The sequence below is a fragment of the Nonomuraea sp. NPDC051941 genome (genome assembly GCF_044593615.1).
Genome location: NZ_JBIUCF010000020.1, coordinates 19,275 through 44,513 on the forward strand (window position 1 = coordinate 19,275; position 25,239 = coordinate 44,513).

Consider the following 25,239-nt stretch of genomic DNA (forward strand, 5'->3'; position numbering starts at 1 on the left):
ATTCGCCCATGCTGTTATGTGGGCATGTTGTACGAGACCCCGGCGCTGGAGCCCGCGGACAAAGCAGTCCTCGAGGAGATCGAGGAGATGCGGCGCGACCTGAAGTACCGGCTCGCCGAGACCCATCGGTGGGACGGGCAGCTGCGCAGGCAGTTGCAGGCGCGGGCGATCCAGGGCTCCAACTCGATCGAGGGCTACCAGGCCAGCGTCGAGGACATCCAGTCGATCATGGCGGGTGAGGAGCCGCTGGAGACGTCGATGTCGGTGGCTCAGGAGATCGCGGGCTACCAGCAGGCGCTGACGTACATCCAGGTGCTGTCGCGGGCGCCGGTGTTCCGCTACGACGCCGGGATGCTCAACGCGCTCAACTTCATGGTCATCGGTCACCATCGCAACAAGGGGCCGGGCGTCATCCGGCCGGGAGCCATCTTCATCCGTGACTCCGACACGGGGGAGGTCGTCTACGAGGGCCCCGACGTCGAGCTGGTCCCCGGCGCGATGAACGAGCTGGTCACCTGGCTGAACGAGGGCGACCTCGACGTCCCCGGCTATGTCCGGGCCGCCATGGCCCACTTCAACCTCGTCAAGATCCACCCGTGGCGTGACGGCAACGGCCGGATGTCGCGGGCGCTGCAGACGCTCGTCCTCGGCCGGGAGCAGATCCTGCTGCCCGAGTTCTGCTCCATCGAGGAGTGGCTCGGCCAGCAGCGCGTCACCCTTGACTACTACGACGTGCTGGGCGAGGTCGGAGGGCGGCGATGGGGCCCCCACGGGGACACGCTGCCGTGGGTGCGGTTCTGCTTGAAGGCGCACCACATGCAGGCCCAGCGGGTCCGCCAGCGCCTGGCCGAAGCCGGAGAGATCTGGATGCTCCTGGAGGAGCAGGTCGACGCCGACGGGCTCAACAGCCGTACCGTCTCCGCGCTCTACGAGGTCTTCGTGAACAGGCGGCTGCGCAGGAGCCGCTACCAGTCCGACGAGGGCCTCAGCCAGGGGCAGGCCGCGCGTGACCTGCGCGACCTGGCCGCCAAGGGCTGGCTCCGGCCGTACGGCGAGACCAAGGGCCGCTTCTACGCGCCGGGGCCCCGCATGGAGCGGATCAAGGCCGACTTCGCCGAACGCGTCACCCCGCTGCGCGACCCCTACCGCTAGCGGAGCTGTTCGAGCAGGTCGGCGGCCACCGCCAGGATGCGGCACTCGGCGGGGGTGAGCTTGCCGGCCATGGCCTCGGCCAGCCACAGATCCGTGGTGCCGACCTGCTGGGTGAGCGCCGCCGTGCCGTCCTCCGTGAGGACGATGTGGTGCCTGCGGCGGTCGGCCTCGCCGCGCGAGCGGCGGATCAGGCCCTGCTCCTCCAGCGAGGCGAGCACGCGGGTCACGGACTGGGGCTGGAGGTGCTCGGCGGCGGCAAGCTCTCCCGCCGTCATCGCGCCGCGCCGGTGCAGGTGGCCGAGCAGGGAGAGCGCCAGGCGGCCGAGGCCGTGCGCGGGGCGCTCGTCGCGCAGCCGCCGCGCCAGGCCGATCGTCGCCCGGCGGAGTGCCACGGCTGTGGCCCGCAGTTCCTCATCGTCCATGATTATTACGATAGCACTTACTAATTCGACAGCATCTAGCGAAGAAAGCGCGCTTACTTACTACGCGATGCGTAGGAAATTGGGATAGGCTCCCGCGTCGGGAGGTGCCGACGTGCGGATCGAACTGCGACACATGGTCGCCGCCGGGCTGGGGCTCGGCGGGCCGGTCGCGTGGGGAGTCGCCTTGGGGTGGCCCGCGCTCGGAGCCCTGGCCGCCATCGGAGCCCTCGCCGTGAGCGGCCTCTTCGGAAACGAGGCCCGGCCGGGCCTGGTCCATGGCGCCGCCGCGGTGGCGGGCACGGCTGTGGCCGGGTTCGCCGGGGTCGTGGTCGCGGGGCGCGGGTGGCTCACCGCCGTCGCCGTCGTGCTGATCGCGGGCCTGCTCGCGGTGGCCGGCGGCATCAGCCGCCCCATGGCCGAGCACAGCACCCGCTTCATCGTCTTCATGGTCATCAGCACCGGCGTGGCCAAGGGTGTCGAGCCGGTCGCCGCCGCCGTGCTCTTCGCCGGAGGGGCGGCCTGGGGCCTGCTGGTCACCGCGCTCTGCCTCCACGCCCGGAAGGGGCCCGCCGAGCCGGGGGAGCCCCGGCCGGCTCCTCCTCCGGCGAGAGCGCTGCTGCGGCGCTGGTGGCGGACGCTGGGGAGCGTGCCCGGGTGGCAGTACACCATCCGCCTGACCACCTGCCTCGCCGCCGCCGAGGCCGTCGGGCTCCTGTGGCCGCAGCCGGCCGCGTCGTGGATCGCCGTCACCGTGGTGATCGTCGTCCGGCGCCGCCTGGACGGCGCGGCCAGGCGGTCGGTCGAGCGGGCCGCCGGCACCGCCGCCGGAGTCGTCGCCGGATCCGCCGTGCTGCTGTGGGTGCCGCCGTCGTGGCTGTTCCTGTTGCTCGTCGCCGCGCTCGCCGCGGTCAGGCCCGCGCTCAAGGAGCGCAACTACACCCTGTACGCGACCGTCATGACCCCGCTCGTCCTGCTGCTCATGGAGGGCGGCGCACGTGTGCCGCCCGCCACGATCGGGTACCGGCTGGCGGACACGGCCATCGGCTGCGTACTGGCCCTGGGACTCGGGTATCTGCCCTGGGTGGTACGCCGGGAAAGGAGCGTTCGTGCCGTCGTGGGCTGAACATGCGATCTGGTGGCACGTCTACCCGCTCGGCTTCACCGGAGCCCCCGCCACGGCAGAGCCTGCCGAAGGCATGCGGCACCGGCTGCGGCATCTCGAGTCATGGCTGGACTACGCGGTCGAGCTGGGCTGTTCGGGCCTGCAGCTCGGCCCGATCTTCGCCGCCGAGTCCCACGGGTACGACACCGTCGACCACCTCAGGATCGACCCGCGCCTCGGCGACGATCGGGACTTCGACTCCCTCGTCGCCAAGGCGCGCGACCGCGGGCTGCGGGTCGTCCTCGACGGCGTGTTCAACCACGTGGGCCGCTCCTTCGCGGCCGGCGAACGATGGTTCAAGCGCGCCCCCGGCGGCTTCGAGGTCTTCGAGGGCCACCACGGGCTCGTCACGCTCGACCACGCCGAACCCGCCGTGCAGCAATACGTGGCAGGCGTGCTCGACCACTGGCTCCGCCGCGGCGCCTCGGGGTGGCGGCTCGACGCCGCGTACGCCGTGCCGGCGTGGTTCTGGCGGAAGGTCCTGCCGGAGGTACGCCAACGGCACCCCGAGGCGTGGTTCGGCGGCGAGGTGATCCACGGCGATTACGCCGGTTACGTCAGCGAGTCGGGGCTCGACTCGGTCACCCAGTACGAGCTGTGGAAGGCCATCTGGAGCTCGCTCAACGACCGCAACCTCTTCGAGCTGGCCTGGGCTCTCGACCGCCATGACAAGCTGCTCGACACGTTCGTGCCGCTCACGTTCGTCGGGAACCACGACGTCACGAGGCTCGCCACCCGGCTCGACGACCCCCGCCACCTGGGCCACGCGCTGGCCGTGCTGTTCACCGTCGCGGGCCTGCCCAGCGTCTATTACGGGGACGAGCAGGCGTTCCAGGGGCTGAAGGAGGAGCGGGCGGGCGGCGACGACGCGATCAGACCGGCGTTCCCCGCGGAGCCGGGCGGCCTGGCGCCGTACGGGACCGAGGTCTACCGGCTTCACCAGCGGCTCATCGGCTTCCGCAGGCGCCACCCGTGGCTGCACCGAGCCCGGACCACCGCCGAACAGCTCACCAACACCACCGTCGCGCTCCGCAGCCGCGGGGGACCCGGCGAGGGGGTCGTGACGCTGCTGAACCTCGGCGACCGGCCGCACCGCTTCCTCATCGGCGACGCGCGGGCCGCCTTCCGGGACGATCGGGGGGATCCGGCCGTGGTCCCAGGCCACGGCTGGCGCATCGTGACTCAGGTCACCAAAGAAGTAGGGAATAAGGGGAGTCAAGGGATCCGTTGAATCGGGCGTGAACGAGGCATACGCGTACGACACGAGCGCCCACCGGGACGGCTCGTGTTGTCGTATGGGGCGAATGCCGAGCTGAAGCAGAGATCCGCCCGTTCCTCCTCGAAGGTCACCATGATCGCACCTTGTTTCGTGCTGCGCAGGCTGAGCCACCTGCCCTTCCACCCCGGCACCCGCTGACACCGGCCCCCTGACTTCGGCCCCCTTTCTTCCTTCATGTGATGTACGTTTCCGCGGCCCGCCGACGGGCCGCTCTCAGTCGTGGGGATATTCCGTGATCCAGGCTTCAGGCCTGCGCAAGCAGTACGGGGACACCGTGGCGCTGGACGGCGTCGATCTGCACGTGCGCGAAGGCGAGATCTACGGCGTGCTCGGCCAGAGCGGCGCCGGCAAGAGCACGCTCCTGCGCTGCGTCAACCTGCTCGAACGCCCCACCGCGGGCACCGTCACCGTAGCGGGGCAGGACCTGACCGCGCTGCGCAGCGCCGAGCTCAACCGCGCCCGCCAGCGCATCGGCATGATCCACCAGCACTTCGCGCTGCTGAACTCGCGCACGGTCGCGGGCAACGTCGCCTTCCCCCTGGAGATCATGGGCGTGCCCGGGGCCGAGCGCGACCGCCGCGTGGCCGAGCTGCTGGAGCTGGTCGGGCTCGCGGGCCGCGGCAAGGACCGCCCGAACCAGCTCTCCGGCGGCCAGAAGCAGCGGGTCGGCATCGCCAGGGCGCTCGCGGGCAACCCGTCCGTGCTGCTGTCGGACGAGGCCACCTCGGCGCTCGACCCGGCCACCACCCAGTCGATCCTCGCGCTGCTCAAGCGGCTCAACGCCGAGCTGGGCCTGACGATCCTGCTCATCACCCACGAGATGAACGTCGTCAAGAGCGTCTGCGACTCGGTCGCCATCATGGCGAACGGGCGCATCGAGGAGTCGGGCGCCATCGCGGACCTCATCCGCACCCCCGGATCCCGCTTGACCAGGGAGATCTTCCCGCTGCCCGAGCCCGCCCCGGCCGGTTCGGTGACGCTGACGTTCACCGGCGACCCGCGGCAGCCGGTGGTGTCGGAGGTGGTCAGGAAGTTCTCCGTGGACCTGAGCATCCTGGGCGGCTCGATCGAGGACCTCGCCGGCGGCTCGGTGGGCCGGCTGCGGGTCGCGCTCGACGGCGCCGAAACCGCCGCCGCGCTGGCGTACCTGCGTGACGCAGGCCTGATCGTGGAGGAAAGCGCATGAACTGGGACGAGATCCTGCCGCTGCTCGGTCCGGCGACGCTGGAGACGGCGCAGATGGTCGGCTGGTCGACGCTGTTCACGGCGCTGCTCGGGCTGCCGCTCGGCGTGGCGCTGGTGGTGTTCGACCGGAACGGGCTGCGGCCGGCGCCGGCGCTCAAGTCGGCCCTCGGGTTCGTGGTCAACATCGGGCGGTCGCTGCCGTTCATCGTGCTGATGATCGCGATCATCCCCTTCACCCGGCTCGTCGTCGGCACGACCATCGGGACGGCCGCGTTCGTGGTGCCGCTCACCGTCGGCGCGGTGCCGTTCTTCGCCCGCCTCGTCGAGACGGCGCTCAGGGAGGTCGGCCCGGACGTGGTGCAGGCCGCGCAGGCCATGGGCGCGAGCCGGGCCACCATCGTGCGCAAGGTCCTGCTGCCCGAGGCGCTGCCCGGGCTGGTCGCGGGCCTGACCGTGACCGTCGTCGCGCTCATCGGCTACAGCGCCATGGCCGGCACGCTCGGCGGCGGCGGGCTGGGCGACCTGGCGGTCCGGTACGGCTACCAGCGGTTCGAGACGCTGCTGATGATCGTGACGGTCGTCCTGCTCCTCATCATCGTGCAACTTCTGCAAAGCCTGGGCGACTGGGTCGCTCGGCGCCTATCTCACAAATAAGGAAAAATCATGAAATTTCGTTATATAGCGGGTGCTGTTGCGCTGGCCTTGTCGCTCGCCGCATGCGGAACGTCGCAGTCCGCGACGACGGCCACTGAGTCGGCCACTGGGTCGGCCGCCGAGTCGGCCGACACCGTGCTGAAGGTGGGCGCCAGCCCGGTGCCGCACGCGGAGATCCTCAACTTCGTCAAGCAGAACCTGGCCCCGGCCGCCGGGCTCAAGCTCGAGGTCGTGGAGTTCACCGACTACGTGCAGCCGAACGTGCAGCTCGACGAGGGCCAGCTGAGCGCGAACTTCTTCCAGCACAAGCCGTACCTGGACGACTTCAACGCCTCCAAGGGCACCAAGCTGACCTTTGTCACGCCGGTGCACCTGGAACCGCTGGGCCTCTACTCCAAGAAGATCACCTCCGTGTCCGCGCTGGCCGCCGGTGCGACCGTGGCCGTCCCGAACGACGCCACCAACCTGGGCCGCGCGCTCAAGCTGCTCGCCGACAACGGCCTGGTCAAGCTCAAGGACGGCGTCGGCACCGCCGCCACCGAGCGCGACGTGGTGGACAACCCGAAGAAGCTGCAGTTCAAGCCGCTCGAGGCCGCTCAGCTCCCGCGCTCGCTCGAGGACGTGGACGCCGCCGTCATCAACGGCAACTACGCCATCGAGGCGGGGCTCAAGCCGGCTTCGCAGGCGCTGGTGCTGGAGAAGACCGAGGGCAACCCGTACGTGAACGGCCTCGTCGTCAAGGCCGGCCACGAGAAGGACGCCAACATCGTCACGCTCGGGAAGCTGCTGCAGGACCAGAAGGTCAAGGACTTCATCAAGCAGAAGTACGAGGGCTCCGTCATCCCCGCCCAGTGACCCCTCCCGCGCGAAGCCGCGTCGCCCGTCCCGCCGACACGCAAAGGGGATGGGCGGGCGCGCGGCCTGGCGTGGGCGCGAGGCACCGAATAGTGTTCGGTCATGTATCCGGGAGCCATCGCAGCAGTCACCCCAGACAAGCCCGCTGTGATCATGGCGGGCTCCGGACGGATCATCACCTACCGCGAGCTGGACGAGGAGTCGAACCGGCTGGCCCACCTGCTCCGCGCCGCCGGGCTGCGGCCCGGTGACCACATCGCGTTCATGCTCGCCAACCACCCCCTCTTCCTGGCCGTCGCCTGGGCGGCGCAGCGCTCGGGGCTGTACTACACGCCGATCAGCTCCCGCCTGCAGACCGACGAGCTGGCCTACATCATCGGCAACTGCGGCGCCCGGGCGTTCATCTCCAGCGCCGACCTGGCCGCCGTCGCCACCTCGGTCACCGCCGCCACTCCCGGGGTCGAGCTGCGGCTCATGCTGGACGGCACGGCCGAGGGCTTCGCGTCGTACGAGGAGGCGGTCGCCAAGCAGCCGGCCACCCCGATCGACGACGAGTGCATGGGCGTGGACATGCTCTACTCCTCGGGCACCACGGGACGGCCGAAGGGCGTCAAGATCCCCTCGGCGCACGGCCCGCTCACCGAGCCCGGCATGCTGCTCCAGCTCGTCCAGGCGCTGTTCGCGCCGTCGGCGGACAGCGTCTACCTCTCGCCGGCCCCGCTCTACCACGCCGCCCCGCTGCGCTACAGCCTGACGTTCCAGCGGCTCGGGGCCACGGTGGTGGTGATGGAGCGCTTCGACCCCGAGCAGTTCCTGGGGCTGGTGGAGCGGTACGGGGTGACGCACGCGCAGCTCGTGCCCACGATGTTCATCAAGATGCTCAAACTGCCCGAGGAAACCCGGACAAAGTACGATATTTCCTCGCTCGCGTACGCGATCCACGCCGCCGCCCCCTGCCCCGTCCCCGTCAAGGAGCAGATGATCGACTGGTGGGGCCCGATCATCCACGAGTACTACGCGGGCACCGAGGGCAACGGCTTCCTCTACGTCAACTCCCAGGACTGGCTCCTGCACAAGGGCACGGTCGGCCGTTCCCTGCTCGGCATCGTGCACATCTGCGACGAGGACGGCAACGACCTGCCCCCGGGCGAGCACGGCACGATCTACTTCGAGAAGGGCGGCCGGTTCGAGTACCACGGCGACCCGGGCAAGACCCGCTCCGCGGAAGATCCCCAGGGCAGGGGCTGGACCACGCTCGGCGACATCGGCCGCCTGGACGCCGACGGCTTCCTCTATCTCACCGACCGCCGCTCGTACATGATCATCTCCGGCGGTGTGAACATCTACCCGCAGGAGGCCGAGAACGTCCTGTCGGTGCATCCGAAGGTGGCCGACGTGGCGGTGTTCGGGGTGCCGGACGAGGAGATGGGCGAGCAGGTCAAGGCCGTGGTCGAGCCGGTCTCCATGGCCGAGGCCGGCCCGGGGCTGGAGGCGGAGCTGATCGAGTACTGCCGGGAGCGCCTGGCCCATTACAAGTGCCCGAAGTCGGTGGACTTCCGCGAGCAGTTGCCCCGCCATCCGACGGGCAAGCTCTACAAGCGCCTGCTCAGGGACGAGTACTGGCCGGCTTCCGGGTAAATTTTCCGCATTTCTCCGGACCGTCCCCGACGGTTTCACCTTGGCGGATAAGGCGCCCGTTCAGACTTCTCATAAAGCTCTGATCAGCGGCTTAACGTGCGCTTACGCGTCGCTTGGCACCCTGGAGTCATCGGTACTCGAGGGAGATGACAGATGAACGCGAACGAGCCTCACGAGCAGGGGACCGGCGGGTGGAGCCAGTTCGGCAGCAACCCGCCGGCCGCCGGGGGCTTTCCCCGGCGGGACACGCAGATCATGGACCAGCCGGCCCCGCCTTCCTCGCCACCGAAGAAGCTCGGCTTCGCCGCGGGTCGCAAGACCGTCGCCGGGCTCGCCCTGGCGGCCACGGCCATCGGCGGCGGCGTCGTGGGGGCCGTCGTCGCCAACGCGTTCCAGCCGACGCAGCTGGCCAGCAGCGCAACGCCGAGTCCCGTCTTCAAGTCGGCCTCCAACCAGCTCACCATCGCGCAGGTGGCCGCCAAGGTGCAGCCGACCGTCGTGATGATCCAGGGTCAGACCGGTGAGGGCTCCGGCGTCGTGCTGTCGGAGGACGGGCTCATCCTCACCAACAACCACGTGGTCGTGGGCGCCGGCGAGGGCGGCGGGCAGATGACCGTCAAGTTCAACGACGGCAAGACCGCCAAGGCCAGCGTCGTCGGCACCGACCCGGCCACCGACCTCGCCGTCATCAGGGCGGAAGGCGTGTCGGGGCTGAGCAAGGCCACGCTCGGCGACAGCGACATCGTCAAGGTCGGCGACCCCGTACTGGCCATCGGAAGCCCGCTCGGCCTCGACGGATCCGTCACCGCGGGCATCGTCAGCGCGCTCGACCGCACGCTCACCGTCGGCGGCGAGCAGCGCCAGCAGATCCCGCCCGGCTGGGGCTGGGGCCAGCAGCAGGACCAGGGGAGCGGGACCACCACGATCGCCGGCGCCATCCAAACCGACGCCTCGATCAACCCCGGCAACTCCGGCGGCGCGCTGGTGAACGCCGCGGGCGAGCTGATCGGCATCAACACCGCGATCGCCTCGGACGCCGCGGGCGGCGGCGTCGGCTTCGCCATCCCGGTCAACACCGCCAAGCAGGTCTCCGAGCAGCTCATCGGCAGCGGCAAGGTCAGCCACGCGTTCCTCGGCGTGAGCGTCACCGACGCGACCGGCGACGTGCCGGGAGCACTCGTCAGGCAGGTCACCGACGGGAGCCCGGCGGCCAAGGCGGGACTGCGGCAGGGCGACCTGATCACCAAGATCGGTGACAAGGCGGTTGACGGGGGAGATACTGTAGTTGGGCAGGTCAGAGGTTTTAAACCCGGCCAACAGGTCAAGATCACATACATGAGGGACGGCAAGACGGCCGACGTCACCGTGACCCTCGAAGAGAAGAAGTAACAAGGACCCCCTCCCGGACGGGTGTGCCGTTGAGATCGCTGCGGACTCGGCGGCACACCCCCCCATTTCAGGAGAAGCGTCTGCCCTCGTCGCGGCGGTAGGCCCAGCCCGCGGCGAGGGCGAGGACGACCGTCCAGACGGCCAGCATGACGACGGCGACCACGTTCGGGGGGCGGTCCGCGGTCACCGCCCAGAGCAGCTCCGCCGCACCCCGGGTCGGCACGTACGGGGAGACGGCCTCGATGAAGCCGGGCAGGACCTGAGGCGGCAGCAGCAGCCCGCCCAGCACCGCCAGCGGGAAGAACAGGATCTGCGACACCGCGATCGCCCCCTTCGAGCTCAGCAGGAAGCCGATGAGCAGGCCCAGCAGCATGAACGGGATCCCGCTGACGACCAGCACGGCCAGCCCGAGCAGCAGCTTCACCGGCGTGATGGTGGCCTCCGTGAGGAACGCCGCCACCAGCAGCACGGGGATCACCGAGATCAGCATGACGGCCACCGTCGTCAGGATCCGCCCGGCGAAGCGGGGGAACGGGCCCGCCGGGAGCGTGCGCAGGTACGGGTTCCAGGGCTGCTCGCGGTCCTGGGAAACGGTGATGCTGAGCCCGATCAACGCCCCCGACATGGCCCCGAAGAACATCAGCGACGCCGTCGCCATCGTGGCCTGCTGCGGATCCTGCCCCGCGAACGGCACCACGAACGCCAGCATCGACACGGCCGGGAAGAACGCGCTGGCCAGAAGGCTGATGGGCACCCGCAGCTGCTCCAGCATGAGGTAGCGGGTGTGCGCGAGGACCAGGCTAGACATGGGCCGTCTCCTTCGAGGTGATGGTGAGGAAGGCCTCCTCCAGGGTGGTCGGCCTGATCTCGAGGCCGGAGAACGGGGTGCCGCTGCGCACCAGCTCGACGACCAGCCGGTCGGGGTCGGTGGTCACCAGGTGGGTCCGGCCGTCCTCGTGTTCGGTGCCGATCACGCCGGGCAACTCGGGCAGGTTCTCGGCGACGAGCGAGACGCGCCGCACGCCCACCATGTCGCGCACGGCCCGCACCGTGTCGTCGGCCAGCACGCGGCCGTGGCCCACCACCACGACCCGCTCGGCCAGAGCCTCGATCTCCTCCAGGTAGTGGCTGGTCAGCAGGACCGTGCCACCGCCCTCGTGGAAGGATCTGACGCCCTCCCACAGCGAGCGCCTGGCCTCGACGTCCAGGCCGGTCGTGGGCTCGTCCAGGAAGACCAGCTGCGGGTCGCCCGCGAAGGCCAGCGCCACGGCCAGCCGCCGCTTCTGGCCACCGGACAGGCCGCCGACCTGCCGTTTGGCCAGGTCGTCGAGGCCGAAGCGGGCCAGCAGCTCCCCTTTATCCGCCTTTTTCGTGAAATGTGAGGAGACGAAGTCGACGATCTCGCCGACGCGTAACGACTCGGGCAGCCCGGTCTCCTGCGGGGTCACGCCGATCCCGCGCCGCATGGCCGGGTCCTGCGGGGAGCCGCCGAGCAGCTCAACCGTGCCGGAGGTGGGGCGGCGCAGCCCCACGAACAGGTTGATCAGAGTGGACTTGCCCGCGCCGTTCGGGCCGAGCAGTCCGACGAGCTCGCCCGCCCGGATGTCGAGCGAGACGCCGTCGAGCGCGAGCACGTCGCCGTAGCGACGGGTGACCTCGATCGTTCTGGCGAGGATGGTCATGGCATCACTCCAGCGTTGTCCCAGCGTTGTCCAGCAAGGCGCGGATCGCCTTGGTGTAGTCGTCGAAGGCCAGCCGCCCGCGCTTGGTGAGCGCCGCGAACGTGACCGGCGTGCGGCCCTTGTGCGTCTTGGTGATCTGGACGTATCCGGCGTCCTCCAGCTTGCTGAGGTGCACCGACAGGTTGCCCGCGGTCATGCCGAGCAGGTCCTTCAGCGCGGGGAAGGCCAGCTCGTTCCCCTCGCCGAGCACGTTCAGCGCGGCGACCACCCGGAGCCTGGCCTGCGCGTGGATCACCGGGTCGAGCTCCGGCGGCGCCTTGTCCGCGGTCACCGGGCGCGCCGCCTGAGCCACAGGCCCGCGACGATGTAGCCGCCTCCGAGCAGCACCGCCGTCAGCAGCGCGTGCCAGCCGGCGCCGAGGAGCACGCCCACGGCGTCGACGCCCGCCACCCACGCCCCGATGAAGAACATCGGCCAGTTGAGCCAGATCGCGCCCCCGGCCATGTGCATGACCGCGACGACCATGAGCGACGCGCCTCCCCAGACGAGGCCACTCTCAGCGGGTGGCAGCAGGGTGCTCACCCTGGTGGCGATGACGACCACGAGCATCATCCCGGCGAACCATGCGTAGCCGTACATCGTGCCCCTGGCGGTGTGGTCGCCGCGGATGCCCTTGTTCATCCGCACGATCCCGAACGCGGCCACCGCCCCGGCCACGATCTGCGCGCCCATCAGCACCGCCAGCGCCTGCGTCTGGGAGATCGGCGCGTACGGGCGGCCGTCGAGGCCGTAGTGCAGGAAGAACGCGGTGAAGCCGAGCAGCCAGGCGACGCCCCAGGGGGCGTAGAGCAGGAACGGATCGCCGCGCAGCCACCTCGTGGTGGCGGCCCGCTGCTCCTCGATGACGCGCAGCATCTCCTCAGGGCTGGTCACCTGGTCGTCGTCGCTCGTCATCGCAAACTCCTCGGTCTCTCAAACTGGTTTGTATTTTAAACCAGCTTGCCGCGCCAACTCAATCCCGTGTTCGTCGGGGGACTCAGCGCCTGGTCAGGACCTCGGACTCCCACAGATCGCGGTAGTAGCCGGGCACCGAGACGAGCTCGTCATGCCGTCCCCGCTGGACGACCCGGCCCTCTTCGAGCACCACGACCTCGTCCACGCTCTCCAGCCCCCTGAGCCGGTGCGTCACGAGGAGCGTGGTGCGGTCGCGGGTGACGTCGAGCAGGTCGCCCATCAGCCGGTCGGCCGTCTCCTCGTCGAGCGCCTCGGCAGGCTCGTCGAGCAGCAGCACCGGCGGGTCGTACAGCAGGGCCCTGGCCAGGGCCAGGCGCTGCAGCTGGCCGCCGGACACGGTCCTGCCGTCCTCGCCCAGCTCGGCGTCCCACCCGGTCCGCTCGACCCAGCCGTCGAGCCTGGCGTCGCGTACGGCCCGCTCCAGCTCCTCCTCGCCGGCCTCCGGGCCCGCGAGGCGCAGGTTGTCCTTCAGGCTGGCGCGGAAGATGTACGGGTCCTGGGTGAGGCCGGTCATGAGCGCCCGCACGTCGTCGCCGTCGAGGTCGCGGACGTCCACGCCGTTGACGCGGATGCTGCCCGACTCCGGCTCGACCAGGCGCATCAGGGCGGCCAGCAGCGTGCTCTTGCCCGCCCCGCTGGGGCCCACGATCGCCACCCGCCTGCCGGGCGTGAGCGTCAGCGACACGCCGTCCAGGGCGGCCCGCGCGGACCCGTGGCGGACCACCAGGTCGTCGATCTCGACGGTCAGCGGGGCCTCGGGCCGGGGCGCGGGCCGGGCGGGCTCCGCGACGGCCGGGGTGGCGGCGCGGACCTCGCGCAGGCGGCGCAGCGCCGCCGTGATCCCGGCCAGGCGCTCGCCCGCCGCCGCCAGCGGCAGCACCGGCTCGAACGCCACCAGGGAGGTCAGCGCGAGCACGGCCGTCGCGACCGAGCCGGCGCCCGCGCCCTGTGCGAGCAGGACGACGGCCGCCACCGTCAGGCCCTGCACGAGAGTGCCCCCGGCCAGGGCGGCGGCGTGGACGCGGGCCTGGCGGCGTTCGAGCGCGGCCAGGGACTCGTCGGCGGCCAGCGCCTTGGCCAGCGCCTCCTCGTCGGCGCCGTAGGCGGCCAGGTCGGCGGAGCCGTGCACCAGGTCGGCCACCCGGCCCGCCAGCGCCGCCCTGGCCGGGGCGATCCTGGCCGACCAGCGCCGGGCCGCGGCGGCCGTACCGGCGGGCAGCGCCACCCCGGCCAGCACGAGCCCGGCCACCAGTACGAGCGCCGTCACCGGCAGGACGGCCAGCCCGATGACGACGGCCGCCAGCCCCGCCAGCGCCGCCGCCGCGGCGGGGAGCAGGCAGCGCACGAGCAGGTCCTGTACGGCCTCGGTGTCGTCGACCATGCGGCTGAGCAGGTCCGCGCCGCCGTGCCGGGGCTGCTGGGGCGGGATGAGGGCCCGGTAGAGCTGCTCGCGGGTGCCCGCCTGGGCGCGGAGCGCGACGTCGTGGCCGGTGAGGCGTTCGGCGTAGCGGAAGACGCCCTTGCTCGTGGCGAACGCCCTGGTCGCCACGATGGCCACGCTCAGGGCGGCCAGGCCCGGCTGCTGCGCGGCCCTGGTGATCAGCCAGGCGGCGGCGGCGATGAGCCCGAGCCCCGCCAGGTCTGCCGCCGCGCCCGCCAGCACGGCCCAGAGGAGCCGCGTGCCCATGCGCCGGTTCACCGGCCGCTCCCTTCGCCCCGCCGCGCCGCGGGCTCGGCCTTTCGGTGCACGCGGGTGGTGTCGGAGACGACGCGGCCCTCGTGCACCCGGATGACGCGGTCGGCCAGGTCGATCATGGCCGGGCGGTGCGCGACGATAACGGCCGTACGGCCCTGGGCCAGGTCCGAGGTGGCCGCCACCACGGCGGCCTCGCTGCGCCCGTCCAGGCGGGCCGTGGGCTCGTCGAGCAGCAGCACCGAGGCCGCGGGCCGGCAGAAGGCCCGCGCCAGCGCGATCCGCTGCCGCTGACCGGCGGACAGGTTGGCGCCGCGCTCGCCCACCACCGTGTCGAACCCCTGCGGCAGCGCGTCCACGAAGTCGGCGTGCGCGGCGGCCGCGGCGCTGCGGACCTCCTCCAGGGAGGCCGCGGGAGCCCCGAGCCGGATGTTGCCGGCCACGGAGGTGGCGAACAGGTGGGGCCGCTGCGCCACGAATGCCAGCCGCGCCCGCCAGCTCCCCAGGTCGAGCTCACGGAGGTCGGTGCCGTCGACGAGCACCCGGCCCTCCGACGGCCGGACGAACCCGAGGACGAGATGGAGCAGGGTGCTCTTGCCGCCGCCGCTCTCGCCGACCAGCGCCACGCGTTCCCCCGGGCCGATCGTGAGCGAGACGTCCTCCAGGGCCGCGACCTCACGGCCGGGATAGCGCACGGTCACGTTCTCCAGGCGGATCTCCGGTGCCCCCTGCCCGGCCGGATAAACCCGCCCATATGCGGGCTCGGGCTCGTCCGCGCCGTCCAGCACGGCGAAGGCCGCGTCGGCGGCCGCCACCCCCTCCATCGAGGCGTGGAAGCGCGTCCCCATCGCCCGCAGCGGCAGGTACGCCTCTGGCGCCAGCAGCAGCACCAGCAGCGCCGTCGTCAGATCCAGCGACCCCCCGAGCAGCCGCAGCCCGATCGGCACCGCCACCAGCGCCAGCGACAGCGACGCGCACAGCTCCAGCACCAGCGACGACAGGAACGCCACCCGCAACGTCCGCATCGTCGCGTTCCGGTGCGCGTCCGCGACCTGCTGGATGACGCCCGCCTGGTAGCGGGCCCGGCCGAAGGCCCGCAGGGTGGGCAGCCCGCGCACCACGTCGAGGAAGTGGCCGCCGAGCCGCGACAGGGCCAGGAACTGGCGCTCGGTGACGGCCTTGGTGGTCATGCCGACCAGGGCGCCGAAGACGGGGATCAGGGGCAGCGTGATCAGGACGATGACCGCGCTCGCCAGGTCGGCGGCGAACAGCCGTACCAGCACCGCGAGCGGCACCACCCCGGCCACCGCGATCGACGGCAGGTAGCCGGTCAGGTACGCGTCGAGCCCGTCCAGGCCGCGCCCCGTGAGCGTGACCAGCTCGCCCGAGCGGTGCTGCGTGAGCCGCCCGGGGCCCAGGTCGCGCAGCCGGGCCAGCAGCCGGTGGCGCAGAGCCGACTTCACGCCGGTGGCGGTGCGCCCGGCGAAGACGCCCTGCGTCCAGGCCAGCAGCGCCCGCACGCCCACCACCGCCGCCAGCCCCGCCAGGGCGACGGCGGTGAACCTGCCGGACAGCACCCCGGCCAGCAACTCGGCCTGCACCAGCACGAGCAGCCCCGCCAGCACCGCCGCGACCATGGTCACGGCCAGGTGGCGGCGGACCGACCGCTCGGCCCGCATGAGCCGTAGGAGATCCTTGTGCACGAGCCCTCAGAAGCCCTCAGAAGAACGACGGAAGCAGGACGGCGTCCTTCCCTGGGCGGAAAGTGCGCCACACCCATACTTGCGCGCCCAGGACGATGGGTGCGAACGGCAGCACCATGACACTGAGCACATTCAACGTGGCCGCCGGCGCGCTGTTCGCCAGCAGGTACGGCATCGCGCCCACGAGCACGCCCACCGCCGGGACCGCCGCCACGACTCCCGACACCACCAGGGCCCGCCCCGACCTGGACGCCCCGAAGACCCCGGGCGCCCGCCACGCCAGGAACGTCCACCCGTGGAAGGCGAACAGCAGCGTCACGACCGCCCCCAGCATCACCCCCACCGGGTGCACCACCGGGCCCGCGAACCCCGTGGCCGCCGCGTGGATCGTCATGCCCCACCCGAACGACAGCCCCAGAGACCCGAACGCGATCATCGCGTCCCAGAACCCCCGCCACCTGAACCCGTCCAGCCTGCGCCGGAACCACAGCCCCGCGTCCCGCAGGATCCAGCTCAGCAGCATGGCCACCACCAGCGGATACAGCTTGAACAGCACCTCGCCCTCGAGCAGCGGATAGACGCCGAACAGCGTCCCGGCGACCGCCACCAGCCACACCTCGTTGGCCAGCACGAACGGCGCCATCGCGGCCACCATGCGGTCGCGGCCCTCGCGGGTCCTGCCCAGCAGCGGCAGCAGCAGCCCCACCCCCAGGTCGAACCCCTCAAGGGCGAAATATCCGGCCAGCAGCACGGCGAAGAGAACGAACCAGATCACTTCCATGTCGGCACCTCACTCAGTAGCTCAGGGCGGGGGAGCGGGTCTCACCGGCGGGGACGGCGCCCAGGGCCACGTCGCGCGGCCCGCGCCGGACGATCCTGGCGATGAGCACGTAGTCGACGACCGCCAGCAGCCCCAGCACGCCCGCGAACCCGACGAGCGAGGCCGTGACCATGCCCGAGGTCAGCCCGGGGGACATGGCGTCGGCCACGGTGAGCTTCTCCCAGATCATCCACGGCTGCCGGCCGACCTCCCGCGCCAGCCAGCCCATGATCGCCAGCACGAACGGCAGCGGCGTCATCAGCATGAGCAGCGGATGCGTCCACCGCCAGCGCGGCAGCACGGCGATCATCGGCAGCATCACGAACAGCACGACCAGCGCGAGCAGCTGCCCGAACTCGATCATCATCCCGAGCGCGACCGCCGCGCCCACGTTGCCGCTGAACTTCCCGTCCTGAATCCCGGCGAACTGCGCGTACCCGAACCCGATCGTGACGAAGATCCCGATCGCCGCCGCGACCACGCCGGTCCGCAGCGACCTGGTGAAGAACTCCACGTGCTCGGTACGGCGGCGCAGCTGGTACGCGCTCGCCCCCACCAGCACCATGGCCCCCGTGAACAGCCCGGCCCCGATGACATGCGGGAAGGAGAAGACCAGGCTCTTGTTCGTGAGCAGGGCGCCGAAGTCGACCAGCTCCAGGCGGTCGCCGCGGGCGACGGAGCCGACCGGGTTCTGCAGGAACGAGTTGGCGAGCATGATGTAAAAGGCGCTCGCGTACGCGGTCAGCGTCACGAGCCAGATGCAGGCCAGATGCGCCCATTTCGGCAGCCGCCCCCAGCCGAAGATCCACAGGCCCAGGAACGTGGACTCCAGGAAGAAGGCCACCAGGGTCTCCATGGCCAGCGGTGCGCCGAACACGTCACCGGCGTAGTGGGACAGGCCGCTCCAGGAGAGGCCGAACTGGAACTCCATCACCAGCCCGGTCACGATGCCCAGCGCGTAGTTGACGACGTAGATCTGGCCCCAGAAGCGGGCCATGGCCTCGTGGAGCGGTTTGCCCGAGATCGCCCAGCGCGTGTTCATGATCGCCACCAGTGGCGCCAGGCCCAGGGTGAGCACGACGAACAGGAAGTGGAGGCTTCCCGTCACGGCGAACTGTGTCCGGGCCAGTTCGAGTACATCCATCGCGAACTCCGTTGTTGTGTCTGCCTACATATAGAGAGCCTACATGTAGACTGCCTACATGAGCGCACGCGTCCGCACTTCGGCCGATGTCCCCCGGACGGAGGGGCGGGGCGCGGAGCATGCCGGGTCGCCCGTGCGGTGTCTAGGATCGGAATCATGAATCCGGACGCGCTGCGCGGGCACATGGACGCGCTCCTGCTCTCCGTGCTGGAGCGGGAGCCGCTGCACGGCTACGCCATCATCGAGGCGCTGCTGGAGCGCAGCGGCGGCGCGCTGAACGTGCCGACGGGCACCGTCTACCCGGCCCTGCGCCGGCTGGAGCGCATCGGCTACCTGTCCAGCGAGTGGGCCACGGTGGGCGGGCGCAAGCGCCGTACCTACCGGCTGACGGATTCGGGCAGGAAGCAGCTCGAAGGGGAGCGCTCGGCGTGGCAGGAGTTCGCCAGCGTGATCGGCGGCGTGCTCCGCGCGGACGCCGTGGAAGCCGGAGAGGTCAGCGGCGCGCGAAGGGCGGCCGGCTGATGCGCAGGCAGCGCGTCGCGCCGTAGATCTGCAGGCCCCAGCAGGCGGACGTCACCGCGTTGGCCAGCATGGAGGGCAGGACGTCCAGATGGCTCGCCCCGTTCGAGCCCAGGGTCAGCAGCATGCCCAGCGCCACGGTGACGGGCAGCATGCCCCAGACGAGCACGCCCAGCGACCTGGTCACCAGCCGCGGCCGGCGGATCCACCGGGCGCCCCGGCTCAGCGCGAACAGCGCGAGCCCGCCGTAGAGCCCGACGCAGAGCTGCAGGACGTCGAGCAGGCGCGAGACGGGCCGGTACCAGGCGGGCGCGAGGCGCCAGGCCTGGTCGTCGCCGGGATAAATGCGCCAGATCACCGACCACATCAGCGCGGTGATCGGCACGCTGATGAACAGCAGGAAGCCCAGCCGGCGCCCCGCCACGGCAGTCAGCTCGGACTGGTAGCCGGGGGCGACCTCCGCGACCTCCCCGAACTCCGCCACCGCGACCCGCTCCGCCTCCGCCCGTGCGAGCCCCTCGGCCTCCAGCGCGTCGGCGGTGTCGGTCAGGCTGTCGCGCGCCTCGACGACCAGATCGCGCTTCGCCCCCTGCGGGCCGGCCAGGGCGCTGTCGAGCTCCGCCACGTAGTCGTCGATACGCATGGACCCCAGTCTACGGAGGACGATCTCGGTCTCCCATCGGGGAATTCCCCGATATTTCCGGGGCCGGGTTGATGTGTAGGAAAATTCCTACGTATAGTGTCCGACATGCCGATATCTCAGATCCTCACCATCACCGTGCCCGTCGCCGACCAGGAGCGGGCGCTGGCCTTCTACACCGGTGTCCTCGACTTCAAGGTGCGCACCGACAACCCGTTCCCGATGGGCCGCTGGCTCACCGTCGCCCCCAAGGGGTCCGGGACCGCGCTGCTGCTGGCCTCCTGGTTCCCCGGCATGGCCCCGATCGGCGGCCTGGTGGTGGCCGCGCCCGACCTCGACGTCCTGGCCGCGCGGCTGCAGGAGCACGGCGTCTCGTTCGAGGGGCCGAGCGACGAGCCGTGGGGGCGTCAGCTGCTGTTCCAGGACCCGTTCGGCAACGGGTTCGTGGTCAGTCAGGCATGACGGCCGACCACGTGTTCACCGCGCTGGCCAGCCCGGCCAGGCGGGAGCTGCTGCGCCTGCTGCTCGACGAGGGAGCCCAGCCCGCCGGCCGGCTGGCCGAGCGGTTCGACATGAGCAGGCCCAGCGTGTCGGAGCACCTCAAGGTGCTCAGGGACGCCGGGCTGGTGGCCGAGAGCCGCAAGGGGCGGGAGCGGCACTACCGGCTGGAGGCGGCACCGCTCATGGAGATCCGCGACTGGCTCACCCCGTACGAACGGTTCTGGCGGGAGAAGCTGGCCGACCTCACGACCCTGCTGGACGAGATGGAGGACGACGACCATGCCCCGTGACACGGCGGCCGAGGACCTGCGCGCGATCAGGATCGACCAGTTCATCGCGCATCCCCCGAGGAAGGTGTGGCGGGCGCTCACCGAGCCCGAGCTGGTCGCCCGCTGGCTCATGCCCAACGACTTCAGGCCGGAGGTGGGGCACCGGTTCACGTTCACCACGGAGCCCAAGCCGCAGGTGGGCTTCGACGGGATCGTCTACTGCGAGGTGCTGGAGCTGGAACCGGAGAAGCTGCTCAAGATCAGCTGGAGCGATCGCAAGCGGGCCGACTGGACGGTCACGTGGCGGCTGGAGCCCGAGGGCAAGGGCACCCGGCTGTTCCTCGACCATGAGGGCTTCGACCCGGGCGACGAGTTGCAGCAGCTCTCCCGCCGCATCATGGGCGGCGGCTGGCGCTCGCGCCACTTCCGCGCGATCGCCGCCGTCGTGGAGGAGCTGGACGCCTAAAGGTTCAGGGCCGGGCTCGGCGGCTCCGCCCGGCGTTCGGCGTGCTAGGTGGACGTCCACATCACGGTGGCCGTGGTGATCGCCAGCAGCAGCGCGAACCAGCCCGCAGCCCGCCCCATGCGCATGCCGTACCCGCACACGAGCCAGGAGACCGACAGCCACCAGCGGTGACCGGCCTGGCGCCGCATCTCCATGGCCGCGAACGCGAAGTCGGCCGAGGTGGCGCGGTCGCTGGGCTGCAGCCCGGCGTAGAGGTCGGCCAGCCGGTCGGGTGTGGCGCCGGGGTCGCCCGCCGCCTCCCAGCCGCGCATGGTGTGCTCGTCGGCCAGCGCGCGCCGGCGGGAGAACCAGCGCAGCATCGGCCAGCGCAGGCTCACCCGCAGGCCGCGCGGCGTCAGCGCGAACGTGCAGTCCTTGACCCGCACCGCCGACGGATGGGCCAGCCCGGCGAACCTGCACGCCGACAGGTCCAGCCCGTACAGCGCCAGGTCGCTCGCGTTCACCTGCCGCAGCGAGGTCAGCACGGACCTGCCCCGGCCGGTCACGGTGGCGGGGCCGCGCAGCACCGCGCCCTCCAGGTCGGCCTGGGAGTCGGTCAGCCGCAGCGTCGTCGTGCCCGCCACCTCGACGCCGCGCAGGTCGACGCCGCACCGGGACACCGCCACGTCCAGCAGCCCGTCGGCGCGGGCCCTGGCCGCCGACAGCCTGCCGGTGGCCGAGAGGTACGCGTCGGCGGCGAAGTGCGCGGCCTCGAACCCGGCGTGCCCGCTGACCTTGCGGAAGGACAGGGTACGGCCGAAGCGCGCCCCTCTGAAGGCGGCCCCGTCGCCCAGCCTGGCCCCGTCGAAGGTGGCGTACCCGTCGAACCTGGCCCGCTCGCACGACAGCCCGTGGCCGAAGACGGCCTGGCTGAACAGCGCGTCGCGGGACATCACGGCCCGGTCGAGGGAGACGTGCCCGCGCACGGTGACGCCGTGGAAGGACAGCTCGCGGGTGAACCTGGCGCCGGCCAGCGACACGTTGCCCTCGAAGCGGGCGCCGAAGAACGAGGCCAGCCGCTCGAACCTGGCGCCGTCGAGCGACACGTCGCCCGTGAACGTCACGCCGGACAGCCGTACGTCGCCGGTGAATCTGACCCGGTCGAGCCGGGCCCTGCCGGGCCTGCCGCCGGCGGCTTCGAGCACCCGGGACAGCAGCTCGGCGCTGACGGTGGTGCCGCGCAGGTCGAGCAGGCGGCCGGGGGAGATCTCGTCGAGGGCCTGGGGGAGTTCGTCGGGTGCGAGGTGTGCGAGGCAGAAGCCGGTCGTCCGGCTGGCGATTCCGGTGCAGGCAGCGGAATGCGCGCAGGTGACCCAGTCCATGAAGAGGTCATACCCGCCGGAGACGGCGTCAAGGTTCGATGTTTTAATGTTGTATCCGCTTTTATGTGGAAATATGCGCTCTAAATAGGCTCTAAGTGCCGGGCATGCGCGCTTTATCCAGACCCTCCCTTGCTGCCCTGATTGTGGTGGCTCTCTCCGCCTCGCCCGCCGTGGCGGCTCCCGCATCCCGGCAGACCGTACGGGTCGAGGGCGTCGTCACCGGCGACTTCCAGTGGACCGACCAGGAGTACAACCCGCCCGGCCTCTACCGGCCGGACGCGTTCCGCTCCTCCGACCACGACCCGCTGGTCATCGGCCTGACCCTGCCGGGGTGATGAATGTCACAACGCCCGCCCGCCCAGGTCTCGCGCGGGGCAGCGCAAATAGGATGGATCTTCCGAACCCCCCTGGGAGAGGGTGAGCCTGCATTGGCGCACGTTGATCGACCCCGGACGCGCGCGCCGCGCGTCGGGACCTACGACGGTGGCGATCAATCGGGCACACGCGAGGTGGCGCGGCTGATCAGGGAGCCGGCCCCGCGGGAGGTCGTCTTCGACGGCACCCGATCCCCGATGCACGACGTCAGGCGCGCGCTCCTGCCCGACCCCGGCCTTCTGCGGCCGTCCGCATGGACACTGGAATGTCGGTGAGAGGGTAGGGGTTCATAACGATGGACAGTTTTCAGCGAGGGACGAGGAGCCACTTGTGGCGACCATCGAAGTAACAGAGCAGAACTTCAACGACATCGCCGACAAGGGGATCGTGCTGCTCGACTTCTGGGCGGAGTGGTGCCCGCCGTGCAAGAAGTTCGGTCCGATCTTCGAGCAGGCCTCGGGCCTGCACGAGGACATCACGTTCGGCAAGATCGACACCGACGCCGAGCAGGGGCTCGCCCAGGGCTTCGACATCACCTCGATCCCGACGCTCATGGCCATCCGCGACGGCATCGTGGTCTTCGCCCAGGCCGGCGCCATCCCGGCGCCCGCACTGGAGGACCTGATCAGGCAGGTGCGGGCGCTCGACATGGACGCCATCAGGGCCGAGCTCGCCGAGGAGATGAAGCAGAACTGACCCTTCCCAGGGGTCTCAGGGCTTGCGGGCGACCCCGACGTACCCGAATGTGATCCCGTTGCCGGGCGCGTCCGGGTCGTCGGGCCTCCAGCCGTTCGGGTATGTCAGCCCGGGCTCCTCCAGCTCGTACCCCTCGAAGAAGCGCAGGATCTCCTCACCCGTCCGCAGGCTCAGCGCGGCCGTGGCCCGCCGGTAGATCTCGATGGCCTGCGGAGTGGTGTCCGGCGTGGTGTCGATGGCATGGCTGATCACCAGCCGGCTCGCGGGCGCGCTCGCCGCCCGCAGCTTGGCCACCATGTCGTACGCGACGTAGTCCGGGATGAAGTGCAGGATCGCCAGCATCAGGAACGCCACCGGCCGGTCGAAGTCGATCACGTCGCCCAGCTTGTGCAGCAGCGTGTCGGTCTCGCGTACATCCGCCTGCAGGAAGTGCACGTTCTCGGTCCTGGCCAGCAGCGCCCTGCCGTGCACGCAGACCACGGGGTCGTTGTCCACGTAGACGACCCCCGCCTCAGGGGCGATCTCGTGCGTGTTCCCCTGGGTCGGCAGGCCCGCGCCGAGGTCGACGATCTGCCGCACCCCCGAATCGACCAGGTGCCGCACGGCGCGGCGCAGGAACGCCCTGTTCGCGCGGGCGCCCTCCTTGGTGTTGGGGAACGTCTGCAGGATCTGCTCGGCGGCTGCCCGGTCGGCCGCGAAGTTGTCCTTGCCGTCGAGGAAGTAGTCGTACATCCGCGCGACGTTGGGGACGTTAGGGTCCACCCCCTCCGGGGCACTGTCCACGATTTCTCCTGAAATATCGCCCTTATTGCGGGCGATCATAGCCGTGGTTTACCCGGTTTCCCCGGAATTTGGTTCTACTCGCGGCATCAGTGAGACATACATCACGTATCACCATCACCCCCCGCCCCACACCCCTCGCACCCCGTGACACTGCCCCCCCGGCGGGCCCCTTGAGACCCACCCGCCACCGCACCCCCGACCGCGCCGCCGTCGCGGGCGAGGCCCCGCATTTCACCCGACCGCCGCCGCGCTGCCGCCGTGCGCTGGACCCTCTGGCGCCGCGGCCGCTCGCGCAGGGGCGGCACGTCGAAGGGAGGCGGGCGGCAAAAGGCGGGCGTCGAAGTGGGGCGGGCGACAAGGCGGGCGTTGAAGTGGAGCGGGCAGCAGAAGGGGACGCGGGCCTGGAAGGCGGACGCGTCCCCTTGAATGCGCGATGAGGTCAGCCGCGGTAGAGCTCGGCGACGCGGAAGGCGAGGTCGAGGGACTGGCTGCGGTTGAGCCGCGGATCGCAGGCCGTCTCGTAGCGGGTCGCGAGGTCGTCCTCGGCGATCTCGTGCCCGCCGCCCACGCACTCCGTCACGTCGTCACCGGTGAACTCGATGTGGATCCCGCCGGGATGCGTGCCCAGCGACCGGTGCACCTCGAAGAAGCCCGCCACCTCGTCCAGCACGTCGTCGAGCCGGCGGGTCTTGTGCCCGCTGGGCGCCTCGAAGGTGTTGCCGTGCATCGGGTCGCAGATCCACGCGACCCGCGCCCCCGTGGCCGTGACCTCCTTGACCAGGGCCGGCAGGTGCTCGCGGATCTTGGAGGCGCCCATGCGGGTGATGAACGTGAGCCGCCCCGCCTCGTTGCCCGGGTTGAGCTTCTCGATGAGGCCCAGGGCCTCGTCGGGCGACGTGGTGGGCCCGAGCTTGACGCCGATCGGGTTGCGGATGCGGGCGAAGAAGTCGACGTGCGCCCCGTCGAGCTGGCGGGTGCGCTCGCCGATCCAGACCATGTGCGCCGACACGTCGTACGGCAGCCCCGTACGCGAATCGATGCGCGTGAGCGCGCGGTCGTAGTCGAGGATGAGCGCCTCGTGCGAGGAGTAGAACTCCACGGTGTGGAACTCCTCGGGATCGGCCCCGCAGGCCCGCATGAACGCGAGCGCCTGGTCGATCTCCCTGGCCAGCTGCTCGTAGCGGCGCCCGGCGGGCGACTCGGCCACGAAGTCCTGGTTCCACGCGTGCACCTGGCGCAGGTCGGCGTAGCCGCCCTTGGTGAACGCGCGGGCGAGGTTGAGGGTCACGGCCGAGGAGTGGTACGCCTTGAGCAGCCGCCACGGATCGGGCCGGCGAGACTCGGCGGTGAAGTCGAACCCGTTGACCATGTCGCCCCGGTAGGCGGGCAGCTCGATCCCGTCACGGGTCTCGCTGCCCTTGGAACGCGGCTTGGCGAACTGGCCCGCGACCCGGCCGATCTTCACGACCGGCACCTTGCCCGCGTACGTCAGCACGATCGCCATCTGCAGCAGCGTCTTGAGCTTGTTGCGCACGTTGTCGGCGGTCGCGCCGGAGAAGGTCTCCGCGCAGTCGCCGCCCTGCAGGACGAAGGCCTCGCCCCGGGCGACTGCGGCCAGCTGCTCCTTGAGCTGGTCGCACTCGCCGGCGAAGACCAGTGGGGGCAGGCCGCCGAGCTCGGCGACGACCTTGTCGAGCTCGCCGCGGTCGGGCCAGTCAGGTTGCTGCGCCGCGGGGAGGGCTCGCCAGGAATCGAGATCCACGAGATTGCTGCTCACGAGATACGAGGGTAATCCACTGGCTACGGGCCCACGGACCTCGTTGTCCACGTTGTGAGA

At 70.9% G+C, this 25,239-nt stretch carries 27 protein-coding genes; 14 read left to right on the top strand and 13 right to left on the bottom strand.

From position 1 onward, the window contains the following. Window positions 1–24 precede the first annotated feature (24 nt). On the top strand, window positions 25–1,152 hold the full coding sequence (locus ACIHFD_RS30715) for a Fic family protein (protein ID WP_397369835.1): 1,128 nt from the start codon (window positions 25–27) through the stop codon (window positions 1,150–1,152). On the opposite strand, the gene ACIHFD_RS30720 is transcribed toward ACIHFD_RS30715, so the two are convergent. Continuing rightward, window positions 1,149–1,574, bottom strand: a complete 426-nt coding sequence (locus tag ACIHFD_RS30720; RefSeq protein ID WP_355192221.1) for a MarR family transcriptional regulator — start codon at window positions 1,572–1,574, stop codon at window positions 1,149–1,151. The two genes, ACIHFD_RS30715 and ACIHFD_RS30720, sit on opposite strands and share 4 nt — an antisense overlap. Before the next feature lie 112 nt (window positions 1,575–1,686). Here ACIHFD_RS30720 and ACIHFD_RS30725 point away from each other — a divergent pair, with 112 nt between their 5' ends. The 7 genes from ACIHFD_RS30725 to ACIHFD_RS30755 all read left to right on the top strand — a co-directional run bounded on the left by ACIHFD_RS30725 (window position 1,687) and on the right by ACIHFD_RS30755 (window position 9,736). Then, window positions 1,687–2,697, top strand: coding sequence for an FUSC family protein (locus ACIHFD_RS30725; RefSeq protein WP_397369836.1), 1,011 nt, complete (start codon window positions 1,687–1,689; stop codon window positions 2,695–2,697). Then, on the top strand, window positions 2,681–3,967 hold the full coding sequence (locus ACIHFD_RS30730; protein WP_397369837.1) for an alpha-amylase family protein: 1,287 nt from the start codon (window positions 2,681–2,683) through the stop codon (window positions 3,965–3,967). The genes ACIHFD_RS30725 and ACIHFD_RS30730 overlap by 17 nt, the downstream gene beginning before the upstream one ends. Before the next feature lie 280 nt (window positions 3,968–4,247). Further along, complete coding sequence (locus ACIHFD_RS30735) at window positions 4,248–5,201, top strand: ATP-binding cassette domain-containing protein (RefSeq protein WP_363964191.1); 954 nt, start codon at window positions 4,248–4,250, stop codon at window positions 5,199–5,201. Beyond that, window positions 5,198–5,854, top strand: coding sequence for a methionine ABC transporter permease (locus ACIHFD_RS30740; RefSeq protein WP_363964193.1), 657 nt, complete (start codon window positions 5,198–5,200; stop codon window positions 5,852–5,854). Before ACIHFD_RS30735 ends, ACIHFD_RS30740 begins: the two co-directional genes overlap by 4 nt. A gap of 9 nt (window positions 5,855–5,863) precedes the next feature. After that, on the top strand, window positions 5,864–6,709 hold the full coding sequence (locus ACIHFD_RS30745; protein ID WP_397369838.1) for a MetQ/NlpA family ABC transporter substrate-binding protein: 846 nt from the start codon (window positions 5,864–5,866) through the stop codon (window positions 6,707–6,709). A gap of 102 nt (window positions 6,710–6,811) precedes the next feature. Further along, on the top strand, window positions 6,812–8,347 hold the full coding sequence (locus tag ACIHFD_RS30750; protein WP_397369839.1) for an AMP-binding protein: 1,536 nt from the start codon (window positions 6,812–6,814) through the stop codon (window positions 8,345–8,347). A gap of 153 nt (window positions 8,348–8,500) precedes the next feature. After that, on the top strand, window positions 8,501–9,736 hold the full coding sequence (locus ACIHFD_RS30755; protein WP_355192235.1) for a trypsin-like peptidase domain-containing protein: 1,236 nt from the start codon (window positions 8,501–8,503) through the stop codon (window positions 9,734–9,736). 67 nt (window positions 9,737–9,803) lie between these two features. Here ACIHFD_RS30755 and ACIHFD_RS30760 read toward each other — a convergent pair whose 3' ends face one another. The 8 genes from ACIHFD_RS30760 to ACIHFD_RS30795 form a co-directional block, all read right to left on the bottom strand. Beyond that, window positions 9,804–10,544: an ABC transporter permease gene (locus ACIHFD_RS30760; protein ID WP_397369840.1), complete on the bottom strand. Its 741-nt coding sequence runs from the start codon at window positions 10,542–10,544 to the stop codon at window positions 9,804–9,806. Beyond that, window positions 10,537–11,418, bottom strand: coding sequence for an ABC transporter ATP-binding protein (locus ACIHFD_RS30765; protein WP_397369841.1), 882 nt, complete (start codon window positions 11,416–11,418; stop codon window positions 10,537–10,539). Before ACIHFD_RS30765 ends, ACIHFD_RS30760 begins: the two co-directional genes overlap by 8 nt. 4 nt (window positions 11,419–11,422) lie before the next feature. Next, window positions 11,423–11,749, bottom strand: coding sequence for a transcriptional regulator (locus ACIHFD_RS30770; protein WP_397369842.1), 327 nt, complete (start codon window positions 11,747–11,749; stop codon window positions 11,423–11,425). Next, the gene (locus ACIHFD_RS30775; RefSeq protein WP_397369843.1) at window positions 11,746–12,372 is read right to left on the bottom strand and encodes a hypothetical protein; all 627 of its coding nucleotides are present in this window, start codon (window positions 12,370–12,372) and stop codon (window positions 11,746–11,748) included. Before ACIHFD_RS30775 ends, ACIHFD_RS30770 begins: the two co-directional genes overlap by 4 nt. A gap of 82 nt (window positions 12,373–12,454) precedes the next feature. After that, complete coding sequence (gene cydC / locus ACIHFD_RS30780; protein WP_397369844.1) at window positions 12,455–14,131, bottom strand: thiol reductant ABC exporter subunit CydC; 1,677 nt, start codon at window positions 14,129–14,131, stop codon at window positions 12,455–12,457. Continuing rightward, window positions 14,128–15,828, bottom strand: coding sequence for a thiol reductant ABC exporter subunit CydD (gene cydD / locus ACIHFD_RS30785; RefSeq protein WP_397369845.1), 1,701 nt, complete (start codon window positions 15,826–15,828; stop codon window positions 14,128–14,130). The genes cydC and cydD overlap by 4 nt, the downstream gene beginning before the upstream one ends. A 16-nt stretch (window positions 15,829–15,844) precedes the next feature. Then, window positions 15,845–16,609 carry a cytochrome d ubiquinol oxidase subunit II gene (locus ACIHFD_RS30790; RefSeq protein ID WP_397369846.1) on the bottom strand — a complete coding sequence of 255 codons (765 nt, stop codon included), beginning with the start codon at window positions 16,607–16,609 and terminating at the stop codon, window positions 15,845–15,847. Between the two features lie 13 nt (window positions 16,610–16,622). Further along, window positions 16,623–17,792, bottom strand: coding sequence for a cytochrome ubiquinol oxidase subunit I (locus ACIHFD_RS30795; protein WP_397369847.1), 1,170 nt, complete (start codon window positions 17,790–17,792; stop codon window positions 16,623–16,625). Window positions 17,793–17,948: 156 nt separating this feature from the next. Between ACIHFD_RS30795 and ACIHFD_RS30800 the strand changes: the two genes are divergently transcribed. After that, window positions 17,949–18,314 carry a helix-turn-helix transcriptional regulator gene (locus ACIHFD_RS30800; RefSeq protein ID WP_350726786.1) on the top strand — a complete coding sequence of 122 codons (366 nt, stop codon included), beginning with the start codon at window positions 17,949–17,951 and terminating at the stop codon, window positions 18,312–18,314. On the opposite strand, the gene ACIHFD_RS30805 is transcribed toward ACIHFD_RS30800, so the two are convergent. Beyond that, complete coding sequence (locus tag ACIHFD_RS30805; RefSeq protein WP_350726788.1) at window positions 18,286–18,954, bottom strand: permease prefix domain 1-containing protein; 669 nt, start codon at window positions 18,952–18,954, stop codon at window positions 18,286–18,288. The two genes, ACIHFD_RS30800 and ACIHFD_RS30805, sit on opposite strands and share 29 nt — an antisense overlap. 105 nt (window positions 18,955–19,059) lie before the next feature. Between ACIHFD_RS30805 and ACIHFD_RS30810 the strand changes: the two genes are divergently transcribed. Genes ACIHFD_RS30810 through ACIHFD_RS30820 form a run of 3 tightly spaced genes read left to right on the top strand, consistent with a single transcriptional unit; the run spans window position 19,060 to window position 20,187 of the window. Beyond that, window positions 19,060–19,413, top strand: a complete 354-nt coding sequence (locus ACIHFD_RS30810; RefSeq protein ID WP_397369848.1) for a VOC family protein — start codon at window positions 19,060–19,062, stop codon at window positions 19,411–19,413. Beyond that, a complete protein-coding gene (locus ACIHFD_RS30815) occupies window positions 19,410–19,742 on the top strand; it encodes a metalloregulator ArsR/SmtB family transcription factor (protein ID WP_350726792.1) in 333 nt (110 codons plus the stop codon). Before ACIHFD_RS30810 ends, ACIHFD_RS30815 begins: the two co-directional genes overlap by 4 nt. Further along, a complete protein-coding gene (locus ACIHFD_RS30820; protein WP_397369849.1) occupies window positions 19,732–20,187 on the top strand; it encodes an SRPBCC domain-containing protein in 456 nt (151 codons plus the stop codon). The genes ACIHFD_RS30815 and ACIHFD_RS30820 overlap by 11 nt, the downstream gene beginning before the upstream one ends. Before the next feature lie 44 nt (window positions 20,188–20,231). Here ACIHFD_RS30820 and ACIHFD_RS30825 read toward each other — a convergent pair whose 3' ends face one another. Continuing rightward, window positions 20,232–21,548, bottom strand: a complete 1,317-nt coding sequence (locus ACIHFD_RS30825) for a pentapeptide repeat-containing protein (RefSeq protein ID WP_397369850.1) — start codon at window positions 21,546–21,548, stop codon at window positions 20,232–20,234. A gap of 146 nt (window positions 21,549–21,694) precedes the next feature. On the opposite strand from ACIHFD_RS30825, the gene ACIHFD_RS30830 reads away from it, so the two are divergent. Together ACIHFD_RS30830 and ACIHFD_RS30835 are read left to right on the top strand one after the other, a co-directional pair. Further along, window positions 21,695–21,883 carry a hypothetical protein gene (locus tag ACIHFD_RS30830; protein ID WP_397369851.1) on the top strand — a complete coding sequence of 63 codons (189 nt, stop codon included), beginning with the start codon at window positions 21,695–21,697 and terminating at the stop codon, window positions 21,881–21,883. Window positions 21,884–22,253: 370 nt separating this feature from the next. Beyond that, window positions 22,254–22,619, top strand: coding sequence for a co-chaperone YbbN (locus ACIHFD_RS30835; RefSeq protein ID WP_192792540.1), 366 nt, complete (start codon window positions 22,254–22,256; stop codon window positions 22,617–22,619). Between the two features lie 15 nt (window positions 22,620–22,634). Here the strand turns inward: ACIHFD_RS30835 and ACIHFD_RS30840 are convergent, their stop codons facing one another. Then, entirely contained in the window at window positions 22,635–23,402 is a 768-nt protein-coding gene (locus tag ACIHFD_RS30840) for an SAM-dependent methyltransferase (protein ID WP_397369853.1), read from the bottom strand. Window positions 23,403–23,841: 439 nt separating this feature from the next. After that, window positions 23,842–25,179, bottom strand: coding sequence for a class II 3-deoxy-7-phosphoheptulonate synthase (locus tag ACIHFD_RS30845; protein ID WP_350726801.1), 1,338 nt, complete (start codon window positions 25,177–25,179; stop codon window positions 23,842–23,844). Window positions 25,180–25,239 lie beyond the last annotated feature (60 nt).